A 17095-nucleotide genomic window follows, 5' to 3' on the forward strand; every position below is an offset into this window, starting at 1 on the left:
GGCTGAAGAGCGTTTTTTTTTCGTTTGAGCACAAAACGCCCCTTGAAATGACGCCGCAGCGGCCCATTCATCGGAAAACTTTTGCTTGCCAAAATTGTAATATCGCAGCACTCTCATGGTGTTCGGGCATTTTGCGAGCATGGGAAGTCCTTAAGAATTTGCGCGCCGGAGACGCTAATACTCCGGTCGGTCGGTTCCGATAAAGCGGGCGGAAGTCCTGCGGTGAACCTGACTGACTCAGAGGGGACCTTTTTCTCACAATTCAATGATTGCCTGCTAGCGCCTCCGTGAGGAGGCAATATCAGTATGCTGCTCGTGTGGATGGCGAGCAGAGGTAAAAGGACCTGAGCATGGCCGAAACTGGCACAGTAAAATTCTTCAACACCGATAAGGGATTTGGCTTCATCAAGCCTGACAAGGGGGGCGCTGATATCTTCGTTCACATTTCAGCCGTGCAGGCCTCTGGCCTTGCCGGCCTGACGGAAAACCAGAAGGTAAGCTTCGACACGGAGCCAGATCGCCGCGGCAAGGGCCCGAAGGCAGTCAACCTGCAGATCGACGGTTGATCCCTCGCAGACGATGCGAATTCGAGTTGAAGCCCGGCAGGCGTGCCGGGTTTTGTCGTTCAGCCTGCATTCAGATCGCAGCCGTTAACTTGCCATTATCAAGGTGCAAAACCGGTTGAGAATTTGAACAGGACAGGACATCATGAATAGGCTTGCCAAGACCCTCTTTCTGACGGCAACCGCGGCTGCCATCACTCTTTCGTCGATCGGCGTTGCCTCGGCTGACGACTGGCGTTACCGCAATCACTATCATCACGGCGGCAACGATGCCCTCGTCGGCGGTGCGGTCGGCCTTGCAACGGGCCTGATCGTCGGCTCGGCGATTGCCAGTGCACCGCGTTATGAAGAACGCCGCTACATCGATCCGCCCTACGAATATGAAGATGCGCCGGTCTACCGCGCGCCTCCCCCGCGTTATTACCGCCCGGTTCCGGTTCGCGCCGGTGTCGAACCATGGACGCCGCAGTGGGAGCGCTATTGCTCCTATCGCTACCGCTCGTTCGATTCACGCAGCGGCACCTTTATCGGCAATGACGGCCGTAGCCACTTCTGCGTCGCCAACTGATCGACGCCTGATTGCAATGAATGAAGCGCCGCTTTTCAGCGGCGCTTTTTTTGTCGAGGTCAATTGCCCAACGGATCAGGTCCCCAATGGGTCAGAGACCCTGAAGGTAGGGATTGCTGCGCCGCTCGTCGCCGATCCGGCTACCGGGGCCATGGCCGCAGATGAACCCGACCTCGTCGCCAAGCGGCAGCACCTTGTCGCGGATCGAATCGAGCAGTTGCTGATGATTGCCGCCAGGCAGATCGGTGCGGCCGATCGACCCGCTGAAGAGAACATCCCCCAGATGCGCGAACTTCTGCGCCCGGTTGAAATAGATGACATGGCCAGGCGCATGGCCGGGCGTATGATAGACTTCGAACACATGCTCGCCGAAGGAAACCGTGTCGCCGTCCTTCAGCCAGCGGTCAGGCTCCACATTCTGCATGTCGCCCTGCGGCAGCCCATATTTCTGCGCCTGCGTCTCGATCCGCTGCAGCAACGGCAGGTCATCCTCGTGCGGGCCGATGATATCGACGCCGAGCGCCTCCTTCAGCGCCTTCGCGCCGCCGGCATGGTCGAGATGCCCGTGGGTCAGCCAGATCGCCTTGATCACCAGGCCGTTCTGCTCGATGCCCTGCAGGATATTCGCCACATCTCCGCCCGGATCGACGACAACGCCTTCCTTCGTCTCCTGATCGAACAGGATGGTGCAGTTCTGCTGGAACGCTGTCACCGGGATGATCCCGGCCTGGAGCATGGTCATGTGTGCCTCGCTTCGTCTGATCTGCGCGACGGTATAATCGCAAATTCCGCAGCGCGCAGCCTCCATTTTGCCGAACACCGCCTCACGCCGCAACTGCTGGTGTAACCTGCTGTGATCGCTCCAAGGGGAACCTACCCCTACCCGGGGCGTTACCAGCCTATCCAAAAGAGGAGACACATGATGACCTTGAAGCGAAATATTTTCCTGGCTGGTGCAATGGTCCTGGCAACCGCCGGCCTCGCCCGCGCGGAAATGGCCGCAACGGCCATCAACGACATGACCGTTCACGCCGGTCCTGGCGATCAGTATCCGGCAGTCGGCGTCGCCACCCGCGGCTCGGAAACCATTCTGGACGGCTGCGTGGCCGGCAGCCAGTGGTGCCGCGTCGATGTCAATGGCATGCGCGGTTGGGTCTATGCCCAGTATCTGCAGATGGATCAGGACGGCAACCAGGTGGTCGTCGATCAGCACCAGTCCGATCTCGATATTCCCGTCGTGACCTATGAGACGACCACAAGCACCGGCCCTGCCGAGCCTGCACCCGGCGACGAGTTGCTCGGTCCGGTCGGATCGGTCGATACGATCGACCCGCCGCAGACGGTCACCACCTATATCGAGACCAACCCCGGCCAGACAGTCGCCATCAACGGTGACGTCGTTGTCGGTGCGCAGGTACCTGGCACGGTGACCTTCCAGGAGATCCCCGACTACCAGTATCGCTACGCACGCATCAACGACCGTCCGGTGCTGGTCGATCCAGGCACCCGCCGTATCGTCTACGTCTACAATTAAGACGCGGATCGGGAAGTCCAAAGGCGGCCGCTTGGCCGCCTTTTTTGTGCCTTCTTATCGGGTAAACGCGCACCACCAAAATTTTCCCCTTTGGGTTGCCATCCATTCCGTTCCTGTCTTTTATATGATAAATTACTGATATTCAGACGATATCCCTGTTCCCGATCGGACGCCGGATCGACTGTGGGGCTGGCCATATCCAAACTGGGCGTTCCAGACAGCGACCATGTTGCGAAATGACGCAGTCGGCGATGCGCTTGATGAAGCGCGAAGGAGGGAAATCATGGAAGCCTTGTTACCACTCATTACCCAACTGATTGCAGGAGCGGTTGGCGGCAATGTTGCCAGTGCCGCACTCAAGCAGGTGGCTGTCAACGCCGTTGCCCGCACCATTGCAGGCGCCATCGGCGGGATCGGCGGCGGCATGCTGCTGACGCTGGTCGGCGGAGAAACCCAGATGACCGGGCTCATTGCCGACGGCATCGGCGGCCTGATCGGCGGCGGCATTCTCTCGACCATCGTCGGCGCGGTCGCTGCCAGGGCAAGATAAGAAACGCGAAGGCAGGCGGCCGGCCTCCGCAACGGAGATCGGCCGCCCCCCCCCGCTGTGCCCTGATCGTCCGGCCGCGGCTGCAACCGGACATGCTTCAGCCTGCCGCCATCGGCGCGAACGCCGGGCGGCGATGTCTGCGTACGCCGGCACCCCAATCCCCTCGATTGTTCGACGAAGCAAATCCACGCACGAACCCAATTTCACCACCGAACGGATTGAAACAAGCCGAACGCCGCGAAGTCGTTGTGAACTCGCCGTCGGCAACGCTCCATGCCTGTTGATTGTTGCCGCAAATATGCGTCTTAATCCACGGACACAGGGGAATTATGTGTCGGATGGGGAATGTATGCGGGCCGATCGGTTGTCATGGGAAAGCCGGTCTCCTTGCCCTCACACATACCTGGGGACCGAACGATGCTGGAATTTATGTCACGAATGCTGACTAATTTTCCGACATCGCGTGCGGTGGCGCAGACGAAGAAAGGAAATGCCAAATTGGCACGACAGAACAGCCCGAGAGCCGGCAAGCCGGAGCCGCTGACCAAGCCGCTGGAGAATACCGATACCATCGACTTCGACATCATCGAGCTGCTGTTCTTCTCCTATCGGGACTTTGTTTCCGATCCGGATGCCATTCTATCGGAGAGCGGCTTCGGACGCGCCCATCACCGCGTGGTGCATTTCGTTAACCGAAACCCCGGCATGACCGTTGCCGATCTTCTGGATACATTGAAGATAACCAAGCAGAGTCTCGCAAGAGTACTCAAACAGCTGATCGATTCGGGGTATATTCAACAAATCGCGGGGCCTGAGGACAGGCGTCAGCGCAAGCTCTATCCCACCAAGACGGGACGGGAACTGGCGCTTGCACTGGCTGAGCCGCAATCGCGCCGTATTGAGAGAGCATTCGACGGAGCATCTCCGGAGGTACGGGAGGGTGTAAAAGCCTTCCTGAGTGGCATGCAGAACAGACAAAACTCGAAAGCGGACTGAATGGCAGCGAAGATTGTGATTTCGGACGATGCGGCCCACTTGCTCGTTGTGGATGACGACACGCGCATCCGCGCGCTGCTCAACCGCTATTTGAGCGAGAACGGCTTCCGGGTGACGGTCGCCGCCGACGGCGCCGAAGCGCGGCGAAAGCTGGCGGGGCTCGATTTCGATCTCATCATCATGGACGTGATGATGCCCGGCGAATCCGGCATCGACGTCACCAAGGATCTGCGCATCATCAAGAACGTGCCGATCATCATGCTGACGGCGCTGGCCGAATCCGACAGCCGTATCGCCGGCCTCGAGGCCGGCGCCGACGATTATCTGCCCAAGCCCTTCGACCCGCGCGAGTTGGTGCTGAGAATCAACAATATCCTGCGCCGCAACGCATCCGGCGACGCGCCGAAGATCGAACAGGTGATGTTCGGCCCCTACACCTTCTCGTTGACGCGCCGCGAGCTGAAGAAGGCATCCGAAGTCGTGCGCCTGACCGATCGCGAGCAGGAAATCATGCTGCTGTTTGCCAAGCGCGCCGGCGATACCATCCCCCGCCACGAGCTGATCGGCAATGATGTCGAGGTCGGCGAACGCACGATCGACGTCCAGATCAACCGCCTGCGCCGCAAGATCGAGGACGATCCCTCAAATCCGGTCTGGCTGCAGACGGTTCGTGGTATAGGATACCGCCTGAGCATCGATTGAGGATCCAAACGCGGGACCGGCAACTGAGATGGTGACATTCGACTCTCTGCGACGCGAGGACCGCTCGCCGGCTTACGGCTGGCGCTGGTTTACGCGTTTGCTGCGGCGCCAACTGCCGAAAGGCCTCTACGTCCGCTCGCTGATCATCATCATCATGCCGATGGTGCTGCTGCAATCCGTCGTCGCCGCCGTCTTCATGGAGCGGCACTGGCAGATGGTGACCCAGCGCCTGTCGATGGCCGTCACCGCCGATATCGCCGCGATCATCCAGATGATCGAGACCTACCCGCAGGACACCGACTACAGCGAGGCGACCCGCATCGCCCGCGACCAGCTCGGCCTGCAGATATCGATCGAACCGGACGGCGAACTGCCGCCTCCCCGCATCAAGCCGTTCTTCTCGATCCTTGACGGCATTCTCAGCGACGAAATCCGCGAGCAGATCAAGCGCCCCTTCTGGATCGACACCGTCGGCGATTCCGACCTTGTCGAAGTCAGGGTCAAGCTCGACGGCAAGATCCTGCGCGTACTCGCCAAGCGCAACCAGACCTATGCCTCCAACACCCATATCTTCATCGTCTGGATGGTCGGCGCCTCGTTTGTCCTGATCACCATCTCGATCCTTTTCCTCAGGGGCCAGATCCGCCCGATCCAGAAACTGGCGGCCGTAGCCGAGAGCTTCGGCAAGGGCCAGAAAGCCGAGAACTTCTACCCGCGCGGCGCCGACGAAGTGCGGCGTGCCGGCCTTGCCTTCATCCTGATGCGCGAACGCATCGAGCGCCAGATGGAACAACGAACGGCCATGCTGACCGGCGTCAGCCACGACCTGCGCACCATCCTGACCCGCTTCAAGCTGCAATTGGCGCTGGCCGGAGACAATCCCGACCTGCTGGGGATGAACGAAGACGTCAACGACATGCAGTCGATGCTTGAAGCCTACATGGCTTTCGCGCGCACTGAAGTCGAGGAGGATGTCGGCGAACTGAAGCTCAACGAACTGCTCGCGAAGCTGGAACCGGATTTCAGCCTGCATGGCAAGACGATGACCTATTCGATCGATGGCAATGACGATATCTCGGTGAGGCCGAATGCCTTCACCCGCCTCGTCACCAACCTCGCCTCCAATGCGCGACGCTATGCCAAGACGCTGAACATCGAGGCAAAGCATGGCGCCAGATGGCTGACCATCACGTTCGACGATGATGGCCCCGGCATTCCCGAGAAGAACCGCGAGGATGTCTTCAAGCCCTTCTTCCGGCTCGACGAGGCGCGAAACCTCGACGCGTCAGGCACCGGCCTCGGCCTTGCGATCGCCCGCGACATCGCTCGCAGCCATGGCGGCAACGTCACGCTTGGCGACAGCCCGCTGGGCGGCCTGCGCGCCATCATCCGCATCCCAGCGTGAGACGAATATGAGCATCGATACGTCAGACATGACATGGCTGAACCCGCCACCATCAGCAGAACTGCGCGATGGCGCCCTGCATCTGCGATCCGGCGACAAGGGGGACTTCTGGCAGGGAACCTATTACGGCTTCCATCGTGACGACGGCCATTTCCTGTCCCGGCCGCGTCGCGGCGATTTCACCGCCGAGGTTCGCTTCTCGGGCCGCTACGAGGCGCTCTATGACCAGGCGGGCATCATGCTGCGCGCCGACGCCACGCACTGGATGAAATGCGGTATCGAATACACCGATGGCGCCCGGCATTTCAGCGTCGTCGTCACCAACGGCCACTCCGACTGGTCGGCATTCCGTATTGATCATGACTTCGAGACAATGTCGGTGCGGATAACACGCAACGGCGATGCACTGTTCGTCCAGTACCGCACGGATCAGATGGCGGAGTGGCGCATGGCCCGCCTGGCATGGTTCGACCCGGCTTTCACGGAAGTTGCCGTCGGCCCGGTCTTCTGCTCACCGCAACGCGGCGGCTTCGAAGCCGTGTTCCACGACTTCAACGTGACAGACCCACTCTCGCGCGACATCCACTGATCACATGATCTTCCGGCCGTTCGGCACCGGCTTGTCGGGTGCCGCAAGCACGATCGCGCCTGCCTCGTCCTCGAAGCCGAGCGTCAGCACCTCGGAGCGAACCGGCCCGATCTGCCGCGGCGGAAAATTGACCACGCAGAGCACCTGCCGGCCAACCAGATTTTCCAGCGTATAGTGCACGGTGATCTGCGCAGACGACTTCTTCACGCCGATCTCGGGCCCGAAGTCGATCAACAGTTTGAATGCCGGCTTGCGCGCTTCTGGAAATGGACTGGCTTCGATAATCGTACCGACGCGAATATCGACGCGCTCGAAATCGGCATACGTGATTTCTTCGGTCATATGATCTCAGCCTTAACCTGCAAGTTCTTCCGCACGCTTGCGCGCTGCAGCCAGAGCCCTGTCGAACAGCGGCTGCATCGCATCCTCTGCCATCAGCACCGAAAGCGCTGCCGCCGTCGTGCCGCCGGGAGACGTCACGTTCTGGCGCAGCCGCGAGGCGTCGTCGGAGGACTGGTGCATAAGCTCACCAGCCCCCGCGACAGTTTCCCGTGCAAGCCGCATGGCAAGGTCCGCCTGCAGGCCAAGTTTGCGGCCTGCTTCTGCCATGCACTCCACGAGATAGAACACATACGCAGGACCGCTGCCCGAAAGGGCGGTAACGGCATCGATATCGGTCTCTTCAGGCACCCACTCGACAGGGCCGGAGACCCGCAGCAGCGCGTGAACCTGATCACGCTGGTTCTGGCTGACCCGCGCATTGGCAAAGGCGCCGGTGATGCCACGGCCAACCATCGCCGGCGTGTTCGGCATGGCGCGAACCATCGCCGCTTCGCCGAGATGCGCTTCGAGGAAACCGAGCGTCTTGCCCGCAGCAACCGAGACGACAACAGTCTCGGCACCGACGGCACTTTTTACCAGCGGCAGGACCGTCTCCATCACCTGCGGCTTGACCGCCAGAAACAGAACGCCCGCTTTAAGCTCAGCAGGAACAGCAGTCACATGTCTCGCGCCCGCGGAATTGATGGTCTCCATCATCTGGGCCGAAGGGCCCGGATCGACGACCACGACCGAAGCACCGGACACGCCGTTCTTCAGCCAGCCGGAGAGCATCGCGCCCCCCATATTGCCGGCACCGACAAGAACGATCGGACCCGAGGACGACAGACCGGACGACATGTTACGCTTCACCCACAGTTTCGAACAGGACCACTTCCATGGCGCGGTTGGCATCCATGCCGGACCAGATGACGAACTGGAACGCCTGGTAATAGGCTTCGCAAGTGTCGAGCGCGCTGGCCAGCAGCACCTCCACCTGGCGGTTGGTCGGCTCGGCACCGCCGGCAAGCAGCAGTGACTGCCGGAAGATGATCACATCCTCCTGGCGCCAGACATCGAAGTGCCCCATCAGCACCTGACCATTGATCGCGGCCAGAAGCTTCGTCACTTCGTTCAGGCGTTGTTCGGGAACCTTGATGTCGAAGGCGCAACCGAGATGGATCGCTTCGAACTCCTCCATCCAGGAAAAGGAGACGTGATAATCCGTCCACTTGCCCTCGACCGTCATCGCGATTTCATCGTCACCCGACCGCTCGAAAGCCCAGTCGTTGTGGGCGGCGACGTACTCGATCATATCGACCGGGTTCGACTGACGCTCGACTTCCAATTCCATGAGGCTCATGCAGCACCTTCTTGATCCGGAGTGAATGCGTAACGACTTCGTCCAACGAGACACAAGCGAACACACACAGATACCCGGAAACCACCAACCCAGATGATCGTTGAACCGCTACCAGACTTACGCAGTGAACCTGCCCGGAGCTTACCAACTGCTTCGAATCATCATTTAAAATCAGTGTATAACGCACCCGGTGGTGTGCCAGCCCCCTGAGGGCCGTTTTCGGGAACGCCGCTGTGGAAAGGTGTTGGCAATCAGATTCAGAAGGAGGGTTTAAACGACTCTGCCCATTGGCTTTTTTGGCAGTGTCCACAGGTGGATAACCACACCTGCTTTTTTGGCCGTAGCCGCGGTGTGTCTCTTAAAGGCCACACCGCAGTCTGTCTCAGAACGGGATTACTTGCCCTTGGCGGCAGCCTTCGCGTCCGGCTTGGCTTCAAGCTTGGCTTCCAGCACGGCAATGCGTGCCAGAAGTGCGTCGTTCTCGTCGCGGGCCTTGATCGCCATTTCGCGAACGACTTCGAATTCCTCGCGCTTGACGATGTCCATGCTGTTCAGCCAGCGCTCGGCTTGCGCGCTGAACGCGGTTTCGACTTCCTTGCGCACACCCTGGGCAGCGCCCGCGGCATCGGTCATCAGCTTGGCGAACTCGTCCATGATGCGGTTGGCGCCTGTCGTCATGGCGGCTTACTCCCTTTGAAATATATCGCTTCCGGCCACTCTCGGCCCTGAAGAATGAGGTAGGGCTTCAATGTTAAGGATGCAAGCGCTTTGCACTGGATAAGCCGCCGCACCTATATGACATCACTAACAATCACCTTGACCGTCTGTTATGGCAGGGCCATCTTCCGCCCACATCAACGGATGGGACCACCTTGCCGACAGCTGCCGATCTCATGGCGATCATGCCTTTTCCCAACATCGACCCGATCGCCTTTGCCATCGGGCCTGTGGCCATTCACTGGTACGGCCTGGCCTACGTCGCCGGCATCATGCTCGGCTGGTACTACGCCCGCGTTCTCGCCGGCAATGACAGCCTCTGGCCCGGCAATGTCTCGCCGATCACCAGGACCCAGCTCGACGACTTCGTCGTCTGGGTAGCGCTCGGCGTCGTGCTCGGCGGCCGTATCGGCTATATCCTGTTCTATGATATGCCGGCGATCATCGAGAGCCCGATCCGCGCCATCCAGATCTGGAACGGCGGCATGTCTTTCCACGGCGGTCTCACCGGCACGACGATCGCCATGATCATCTTCGCCCGCCGCAACCAGATCCCGCTCTGGAACCTGTTCGATATCGTCGCAGCCGTCGTCCCGATCGGCCTGTTCTTCGGCCGCATCGCCAATTTCATCAATGGCGAACTCTGGGGCCGTCTGGCCGACGTGCCATGGGCCGTGGTCTTCCCGTCAGGTGGCCCCTTCGCTCGCCACCCGAGCCAGCTCTACGAAGCGGGCCTTGAGGGCATCGTGCTCGTCGTCGTGCTCGCGGCCCTGATCTACGGCATGCGCGCGCTCAAGACACCCGGTTTTGTTGCCGGCGTCTTCGTCTGCGGCTACGCGCTGTCGCGCATCTTCGTCGAGTTCTTCCGCGAACCGGATGCCCAGCTCGGCTACCTTCTCGGCACCAACTGGCTGACGATGGGCATGGTCCTGTCGTCGCCGATGATCCTGCTCGGCCTCTGGGCCATGATCCGTGCCCGCAGTCAGGCTGCTCTGCAGCCCTGATCTCGGCCATTGGAGGGGGAGAACATGACCACCGCACTCGGTGAGAAGATCAAGGCGATCATTCAGGCGAACGGTCCGATCAGCGTCACCGATTACTTCTCGCTGTGCCTGGCCGATCCCGAATACGGCTACTACAAAACGCGCGAGCCATTCGGCAGCTCTGGCGATTTCGTCACCGCGCCCGAAGTCAGCCAACTGTTCGGCGAGATGATCGGTGTCTTCATCGTCCACGCCTGGCAGCGCCATGGCACGCCATCGGACGTCCGGCTGGTCGAGATCGGGCCCGGCCGCGGCACGATGATGTCGGACATGCTGCGCGTCGTCGAGCGCCTGGCGCCGCCGCTGTTCGAGACGATGACCATCCATCTGGTTGAAACCAGCCAGCGCCTGCGCGACGTCCAGCAAGAAACGCTCAGCCACCATGCGGGTCGGATTACCTGGCACGACGGGTTCGACGAAATCCCCGAAGGCGTCACGCTGGTCGCCGCCAACGAACTGTTCGACGCCATCCCGATCCGCCAGTTCGTGAAGACCGCAACCGGCTTCCGGGAACGGATGGTTGGTCTCGGCATCGACGATGATCTGGCTTTCGGAGCCGGCATTGCCGGCATTGACCCGCATTTGCTGCCGCCGCACGCGGCAAGCATGCCCTTGGGCACCCTGTTTGAGATCTCCCCTGCCCGCGAATCCGTCATGGTCGCCATCGCCGATCGCCTCAAGGCCTTCGATGGAACGGCGTTGGCGATCGATTACGGCCACCTGATCACCGGCTTCGGCGACACGCTGCAGGCCGTGCGCATGCACGAGTTCGACCCGCCGCTTGCCCACCCAGGCGAAGCCGACCTGACCAGCCACGTCGACTTTCAGGCACTCGGCGAGACCGCCGTCGCCGCAGGACTGTATGTCAACGGTCAGTTGCATCAGGGCGACTTCCTGGTCGGGCTCGGCATCCTGGAACGCGCCGCAGCCCTTGGCCGCGAACGCGAACCCCACACCCAGCATATCATCCAGACGGCCGTCGATCGGCTTGCCGGCGAAGGTGAGGGAAAGATGGGGGAACTCTTCAAGGTGATGGCCGTTTCCCATCCCGCCATCGACCTTATGCCGTTCCGTTCCGTGGATTGACAGGGCGGGCGCGGCAGGATCAACATCTCGGCGATCGAAAGCGCTTCGCCTGCTGGAACGGCCGGAACCAAGCAAAAACCAAACTCGGAATCGATGATGACCCATGCGCCCTCCCCGGAACCGATCCAAAGCGCGCTGCTGAACGAGGCGACCGGCGACGCCATTCTGCATGGCTATTTCACCCGCCAGGGCGGCGTCTCCGACGGCATTTATCGCGGGCTGAATGTCGGCCTCGGCTCCAATGACGAGCGCGGGAAGGTCGAGGAAAACCGCAGGCGCGTCGCCGGCTGGTTCGAGCTCCCGGTCGAGCGCCTGGCGACCGTGCATCAGATCCATTCGCCCTACGTCGTCGTCGTCGATGCCGCATACGACGGCACCCGCCAGCAGGCCGACGCCCTGGTCACGGCAACGCCTGGCATCGCGCTCGGCGTGCTGGCTGCCGATTGCGGCCCGATCCTGTTTGCCGACCCTGAAAACCGTGTCATCGGCGCAGCCCATGCCGGCTGGAAAGGCGCCTTCACCGGCGTCCTTGAAAACACCATTGAGGCGATGATCAAGCTCGGCGCCAGGCGTGACGCGATCGTCGCCTGCCTTGGCCCGTCGATCAGCAAGGCGAGCTACGAGGTCGGCCCGGAATTCGTCGAGCGTTTCGTCAGCGAGAACCCGACATACGACCGCTATTTCACCGCCTCCACCAAGCCCGGCCACGCGATGTTCGACCTTCCCGCATTTACCGTCGATCGGCTGCAAAATGCCGGCGTGCGCGCCGAAAGCCTCGGTCTTTGCACCTATCCCGACAGCGAGCGTTTCTTCTCCTATCGGCGCACCACGCACAACCAAGAGCCGGACTACGGCCGACAGATTTCTGCAATTGCCATAAGGGAGATGTGACCGGTATGGGCCTGCACTTCGAAACCTCTGAATTCGCCGACCGCCTGACCCGCCTGACACGGCAGATGCAGGACGAAAAGCTCGACGCCGTCCTGCTGTTCGCCCAGGAGAGCATGTACTGGCTGACCGGCTACGACACCTTCGGCTACTGCTTCTTCCAGACGCTCGTCGTCAAGTCCGATGGCACGATGGCTCTGCTCACCCGCTCGGCCGATCTACGCCAGGCCCGGCAGACCTCCATCCTCGACAACATTCATATCTGGGTCGATCGCGTCAACGCCGACCCGACGGTCGATCTCAAGAACCTGCTGATCGAGATGGACCTGCTTGGCGCCCGCATCGGCATCGAATACGATACCCACGGCATGACCGGGCGTGTTGCCCGGCTGGTCGATGCACAACTGATGGCCTTCGGCCAGATCTCCGATGCCTCCTATCTCGTCAGCCGTCTGCGCCTGATCAAGAGCCCGGCCGAGATCGCCCATATCGAACGCGCCGCCGCCCTTGCCGACGATGCGCTGGATGCCGCCATCGCGTTGACGAAAGCCGGGGCAGACGAGGCCGATATCCTTGCTGCGATGCAGGGCGCCGTCTTTGCCGGCGGCGGCGATTATCCTGCCAACGAGTTCATCATCGGCTCGGGCGTCGATGCCCTGCTCTGCCGCTACAAGGCCGGCCGTCGCAAGCTCGACGCCAACGATCAGCTGACGCTCGAATGGGCCGGCGTTTTCGCCCATTATCATGTTGCGATGATGCGCACGATCGTCGTCGGCGAACCGAGCTATCGCCACCGCGAGCTCTACAATGCCTGCCTCGAGACCATTCAGGCGATCGAAACGGTGCTGAAGCCCGGCCACACCTTTGGCGACGTCTTCGATATCCACGCGAGAATCATGGACGAGCGCGGCCTTGCCCGCCACCGGCTGAATGCCTGCGGTTACTCGCTCGGCGCCCGCTTCTCCCCCTCCTGGATGGAGCACCAGATGTTCCACATCGGCAATCCGCGGCAGATCGAACCCGGCATGTCGCTGTTCGTCCATATGATCATCATGGATTCCGAAACCGGCACGGCGATGACCCTCGGCCAGACCTATCTCACGACCGATGACGCGCCGCGCGCCCTGTCACGCCATTCTCTGGATTTCATCAGCGCCTGACGAGTGACAGGCAAGAATCCGCAATTGACAGAGCCACACCCCGGCCTTCATAAAGTTGGCCGGGGCAAATATTGCATGGCAACATGCACACGATGAAAGGATGACACGAGGGATGACGCGACTTGCGACAGCGCCCACGCTCATCACCTGCCTTGCCCTGCTTTCAGCCTGCAACACCACGGATGCCCTGACCCCGCTGGTCGATATCGGCGAGACATCTGGCAGCGTCCGTTCAACGCCTGTCACCCAGGGCGACGTCGAGCGAATGGCCGGCACGCAGCAGCGTCGCCAGACGTTTTCGTCGCCGCCACAGCAGGGCGGCTATCACCCCGCCTACGCGCAGCAGGAGCCGGCTCAGGGCACCGGCACTCCGCCGACCACGATGCAGGCGCAGGCCTACGCGCTCGACGGCCAGACCGCCGAGCCCCCCGCCTCCGCGGCGATCCAGAGCCAGCCTCTGCCAGAGCCGCAGACCGAAGCCGAACCGGTATCGAACGCGCAAGCCGAAGATCAGGACATCGCCGACGCTGAAGCCAAACAGAAACCGGCAGAACCGGCCCGCACGGCCATGCTGACCCCATCCGCCGGCTCGACCGTCCGCTTCCTGCCGATCATCGGCGCTCCTGTTCAGGCCGTGACACCCTTGTCGCGGCAGCTCGGCGCCGAGGCCCGCTCTCACGGCCTGTCGATCAAGAGTTCCAACGACAACAGCAGCGCCTTCATTCTGAAGGGCTATCTCTCGGCCTTTTCCGACAGCGGCAAGGTGACGGTGGTCTATGTCTGGGACGTGCTGGACAACAGCGGCGCCCGGCTGCATCGCATTCAGGGCCAGGAAAGCGTTCCGTCCGAAGCCACAGACCCATGGGCAGCCGTTCCGGCCTCCGTCATGCAGCAAATCGCATCGAAGACGATCACCGAGTTTTCGTCGTGGCGGGATGCTCGCGGCGGTTAAGCCACAAGCTTTTTGGAAATATAAAGGCGCGAGTCGCCTTTGCCCTTGCATTCGGGAACAAGCTGGCTAAAAAGCGCGGCTATCAGCAGGCAACAGGCGGACCAAGATGAAGGTTTTCGCAGGCAATTCGAACCGGCACCTCGCCGAAACGATCTGCAACTATCTCAACGTGCCCTTGGGCAGAGCAACGGTCCGAAGATTTGCCGACCAGGAAATCTTCGTGGAAATTCAGGAAAACGTGCGCGGCGAGGATGTCTTCCTCGTGCAATCGACGTCGTTCCCGACCAATGACCATTTGATGGAACTGCTCATCATGATCGACGCCATGCGCCGGTCGTCGGCACGCCGCATCACGGCAGTGCTTCCCTATTTCGGCTACGCCCGCCAGGATCGCCGCGCGTCCGGCCGCACCCCGATTTCGGCAAAGCTGGTCGCCAACCTGATCACCGAGGCCGGCGCCGACCGCGTGCTGACACTCGACCTGCATGCAGGCCAGATCCAGGGCTTCTTCGATATCCCGACCGATAACCTCTATGCCGTGCCGGTACTTACCCGCGACATCAAGGCAAACTACGACATCAGCAACGTGACGGTGGTCTCGCCTGACGTCGGCGGCGTTGTTCGCGCCCGTGCGCTGGCAAAACGTCTCGACTGTCTGCTGGCGATCGTCGACAAACGTCGCGACCGCCCGGGTGAATCCGAAGTCATGAACATCATCGGCGAAGTCGCCGGCAAGGATTGCATTCTGGTCGACGATATCGTCGATTCCGGCGGCACTCTCTGCAATGCAGCCGATGCATTGCTGGCGCAGGGTGCAGCCAGCGTTACCGCCTACATCACCCACGGCGTTCTGTCGGGCGGCGCGGTCACCCGCATCACCTCGTCGAAGCTGCGCGAGCTTGTGATCACCGACTCCATTCAGCCGACGACGGCCGTGCAGTCCGCCCACAACATCCGCGTCATCAGCACTGCCAACCTGATCGGCGAGGCCATCAACCGCACGAACCAGGAAGAATCGGTCTCCAGTCTGTTCGACTGAACCGAAACCGAATGCCGGATCATCCTGCGATTGAGTGGATCTTCCGCGGCGGCGAAGCTATGGGCACTATCGACCCGAAGCGCGCTGCTTTCATCCAAAGCCAATGGGACAACGCTTCCGGCATGCAATTCACGCCGGAAGCACGATCGCTCTTCTAGTTGGCGCCCTTGATCACCTGGCCGTTGACCGTGACCGAACCGTCGCGAGTGACACTGACGTCCCAGCGCTGGCGGCCATCGGGATCGGCCTTGCCGAAGCCCTTGACCATCATCAGACCGAAGGACACCTGGTTGAGCTCCGGGTTGGCCTTGGCCAATTCCTGGATCGCCGTCAGCGTCTTGTCGAAGTCGCGCACCAGGATCGATGCGTTCATCGAATAGTCGGTCTTCGACAGCGGCGTGCCCCGAACCTCGCCTGAAACCTCGACATCATAGACGCTGGAGCGCGCCGAAATCTTCGGGAACTCCACCACCATGCCGCCGGAAATCAGCTTCTCGAACATCTTGTCCGTCTCGGCGTCCGTTTTCTTCTTTTCGTCCGACAGATCGATCTTCATCAACTCGTCGCCAAAGGCGGCGGCGTTGATCTCCGGGAACGCCATCTGGACCTGCATTTCGCTCGGAACGAAAGCCGCATACATCTCGGGAACCAGTGCGCTCTCGAAGCTGATCTGCTTGGCAGCCATGCCGACATCGAAACGCATGGCGTCGGTCGGGCCGCTCATGCCGATGGTGTAGTCGATGGTGTCGGCGCCACCGTTTCCTGCCACGCTGGTAACGCTGACCTTGTTGAGCGTCACCGTTTCGTTGAGGCTGGTCATCAAGGGAAATGCCTTGCTCACCATCTCCTTGAACACTTTGCTCTCGGCCCGGCGGAGCCGCTTCTGGTCGGAATGCTCGATCAGGAAGGCGACGATATCGCGGATATTCTTCACGGACACGCCATTGACCGCTGCCGCAAAATCGACCGAGTCGGCGCGGATTTCGACAGGCGGCACTTCCTTGCCACTGATCTTCTCGACAAAGGAAGCGATCGTGCCGCTGCCTGCAAAATTGGTTCGCCCCGGCATTTCGCTGTCCGAGGACGTCAGCTTGTAGTTGGAAGGGCCGGTCTCGGCGCTGACCTCTTCCTGCTCGGTCTTCGAGGAGAAGCGAACAGCCTTGCTCGAAAAATCGCCCGACTTCAGATAGCTGATGGCGGGATCGAAGACACCCTTCGAAACCAGTGAATCGATCGCATAGGAGAAATCCGTCTTCGGCTGGCCAGCCGCCGTGAAGCTGCCGGAGACGTCAAGCGAATTGGTCCCCTCGATGGTCCAGAGGCCGCTCTCTTCGGGTGTCGCGAAAATCGACCATGGCGCGAGGCCGTTGATCGTAAAGCTGGCCGGATCGACCTTCTGCAGCAGCTTTGCAAAATCATAGACGATCTCGTACCGCGTCCCGGCGGGATTCACGGTGATGAAGCTCTTGCCCACCTTTCTGGGCAGCAGCTTCGACAAGTTCGTCTCGATGTCCTTGGCGCCCTGCTGGTTGATATCGACAGCCGACGCCGTCGAGGCCAATCCCAGAACAATCGCACTGACGGCCGTTATCATCTTGAACTGCATGCTGAACCTCTCCGTA

The 17095-nt window shown here is 60.9% G+C and carries 20 protein-coding genes; 14 read left to right on the forward strand and 6 right to left on the reverse strand.

Annotation, left to right across the window (positions count from 1 at the left end):
* Positions 1-350: 350 nt before the first annotated feature.
* Together GVL52_RS14190 and GVL52_RS14195 are read left to right on the forward strand one after the other, a co-directional pair.
* Positions 351-566, forward strand: a complete 216-nt coding sequence (locus GVL52_RS14190) for a cold-shock protein (RefSeq protein WP_018897410.1) — start codon at positions 351-353, stop codon at positions 564-566.
* Positions 567-708: 142 nt separating this feature from the next.
* A complete protein-coding gene (locus GVL52_RS14195; RefSeq protein ID WP_160008138.1) occupies positions 709-1131 on the forward strand; it encodes a BA14K family protein in 423 nt (140 codons plus the stop codon).
* A gap of 91 nt (positions 1132-1222) precedes the next feature.
* Here the strand turns inward: GVL52_RS14195 and GVL52_RS14200 are convergent, their stop codons facing one another.
* Positions 1223-1873 carry an MBL fold metallo-hydrolase gene (locus GVL52_RS14200; RefSeq protein ID WP_160008140.1) on the reverse strand — a complete coding sequence of 217 codons (651 nt, stop codon included), beginning with the start codon at positions 1871-1873 and terminating at the stop codon, positions 1223-1225.
* 180 nt (positions 1874-2053) lie between these two features.
* On the opposite strand from GVL52_RS14200, the gene GVL52_RS14205 reads away from it, so the two are divergent.
* The 6 genes from GVL52_RS14205 to GVL52_RS14230 all read left to right on the forward strand — a co-directional run bounded on the left by GVL52_RS14205 (position 2054) and on the right by GVL52_RS14230 (position 6907).
* On the forward strand, positions 2054-2665 hold the full coding sequence (locus GVL52_RS14205) for a DUF1236 domain-containing protein (RefSeq protein ID WP_160008142.1): 612 nt from the start codon (positions 2054-2056) through the stop codon (positions 2663-2665).
* Positions 2666-2948: 283 nt separating this feature from the next.
* Positions 2949-3215, forward strand: a complete 267-nt coding sequence (locus GVL52_RS14210; RefSeq protein WP_160008144.1) for a hypothetical protein — start codon at positions 2949-2951, stop codon at positions 3213-3215.
* Between the two features lie 498 nt (positions 3216-3713).
* Positions 3714-4211 carry a MarR family winged helix-turn-helix transcriptional regulator gene (locus tag GVL52_RS14215; protein ID WP_160008491.1) on the forward strand — a complete coding sequence of 166 codons (498 nt, stop codon included), beginning with the start codon at positions 3714-3716 and terminating at the stop codon, positions 4209-4211.
* The gene (locus GVL52_RS14220) at positions 4212-4913 is read left to right on the forward strand and encodes a response regulator (RefSeq protein WP_160008146.1); all 702 of its coding nucleotides are present in this window, start codon (positions 4212-4214) and stop codon (positions 4911-4913) included.
* Between the two features lie 28 nt (positions 4914-4941).
* Complete coding sequence (locus GVL52_RS14225) at positions 4942-6318, forward strand: ATP-binding protein (protein WP_160008148.1); 1377 nt, start codon at positions 4942-4944, stop codon at positions 6316-6318.
* A 7-nt stretch (positions 6319-6325) separates the two neighbouring features.
* Positions 6326-6907 carry a DUF1349 domain-containing protein gene (locus GVL52_RS14230; RefSeq protein ID WP_160008150.1) on the forward strand — a complete coding sequence of 194 codons (582 nt, stop codon included), beginning with the start codon at positions 6326-6328 and terminating at the stop codon, positions 6905-6907.
* On the opposite strand, the gene GVL52_RS14235 is transcribed toward GVL52_RS14230, so the two are convergent.
* The 4 genes from GVL52_RS14235 to GVL52_RS14250 all read right to left on the reverse strand — a co-directional run bounded on the left by GVL52_RS14235 (position 6908) and on the right by GVL52_RS14250 (position 9266).
* Entirely contained in the window at positions 6908-7249 is a 342-nt protein-coding gene (locus tag GVL52_RS14235; RefSeq protein WP_160008152.1) for a tRNA-binding protein, read from the reverse strand.
* Between the two features lie 12 nt (positions 7250-7261).
* Positions 7262-8086, reverse strand: coding sequence for a pyrroline-5-carboxylate reductase (gene proC / locus GVL52_RS14240; RefSeq protein ID WP_160008493.1), 825 nt, complete (start codon positions 8084-8086; stop codon positions 7262-7264).
* 1 nt (position 8087) lies between these two features.
* Positions 8088-8588 carry a YbjN domain-containing protein gene (locus GVL52_RS14245; protein WP_160008154.1) on the reverse strand — a complete coding sequence of 167 codons (501 nt, stop codon included), beginning with the start codon at positions 8586-8588 and terminating at the stop codon, positions 8088-8090.
* A 393-nt stretch (positions 8589-8981) separates the two neighbouring features.
* Complete coding sequence (locus GVL52_RS14250; RefSeq protein ID WP_160008156.1) at positions 8982-9266, reverse strand: accessory factor UbiK family protein; 285 nt, start codon at positions 9264-9266, stop codon at positions 8982-8984.
* Between the two features lie 194 nt (positions 9267-9460).
* Between GVL52_RS14250 and lgt the strand changes: the two genes are divergently transcribed.
* The 6 genes from lgt (at position 9461) to GVL52_RS14280 (ending at position 15473) form a co-directional block, all read left to right on the forward strand.
* Positions 9461-10309, forward strand: coding sequence for a prolipoprotein diacylglyceryl transferase (lgt, locus tag GVL52_RS14255; protein ID WP_200847821.1), 849 nt, complete (start codon positions 9461-9463; stop codon positions 10307-10309).
* A 24-nt stretch (positions 10310-10333) separates the two neighbouring features.
* Positions 10334-11434, forward strand: coding sequence for a class I SAM-dependent methyltransferase (locus tag GVL52_RS14260; protein ID WP_160008158.1), 1101 nt, complete (start codon positions 10334-10336; stop codon positions 11432-11434).
* Positions 11435-11530: 96 nt separating this feature from the next.
* Complete coding sequence (pgeF, locus tag GVL52_RS14265) at positions 11531-12325, forward strand: peptidoglycan editing factor PgeF (protein ID WP_160008160.1); 795 nt, start codon at positions 11531-11533, stop codon at positions 12323-12325.
* 5 nt (positions 12326-12330) lie between these two features.
* On the forward strand, positions 12331-13482 hold the full coding sequence (locus GVL52_RS14270; RefSeq protein WP_160008162.1) for a Xaa-Pro peptidase family protein: 1152 nt from the start codon (positions 12331-12333) through the stop codon (positions 13480-13482).
* A gap of 112 nt (positions 13483-13594) precedes the next feature.
* Positions 13595-14434 carry a hypothetical protein gene (locus tag GVL52_RS14275; RefSeq protein WP_160008164.1) on the forward strand — a complete coding sequence of 280 codons (840 nt, stop codon included), beginning with the start codon at positions 13595-13597 and terminating at the stop codon, positions 14432-14434.
* A gap of 106 nt (positions 14435-14540) precedes the next feature.
* Positions 14541-15473 carry a ribose-phosphate pyrophosphokinase gene (locus GVL52_RS14280; RefSeq protein ID WP_160008166.1) on the forward strand — a complete coding sequence of 311 codons (933 nt, stop codon included), beginning with the start codon at positions 14541-14543 and terminating at the stop codon, positions 15471-15473.
* Positions 15474-15627: 154 nt separating this feature from the next.
* On the opposite strand, the gene GVL52_RS14285 is transcribed toward GVL52_RS14280, so the two are convergent.
* Positions 15628-17079, reverse strand: a complete 1452-nt coding sequence (locus GVL52_RS14285; protein ID WP_160008168.1) for a hypothetical protein — start codon at positions 17077-17079, stop codon at positions 15628-15630.
* Positions 17080-17095 lie beyond the last annotated feature (16 nt).

It is taken from the genome of Rhizobium sp. 18055, assembly GCF_902706285.1.
In the GTDB taxonomy this organism is placed as follows: domain Bacteria; phylum Pseudomonadota; class Alphaproteobacteria; order Rhizobiales; family Rhizobiaceae; genus Rhizobium.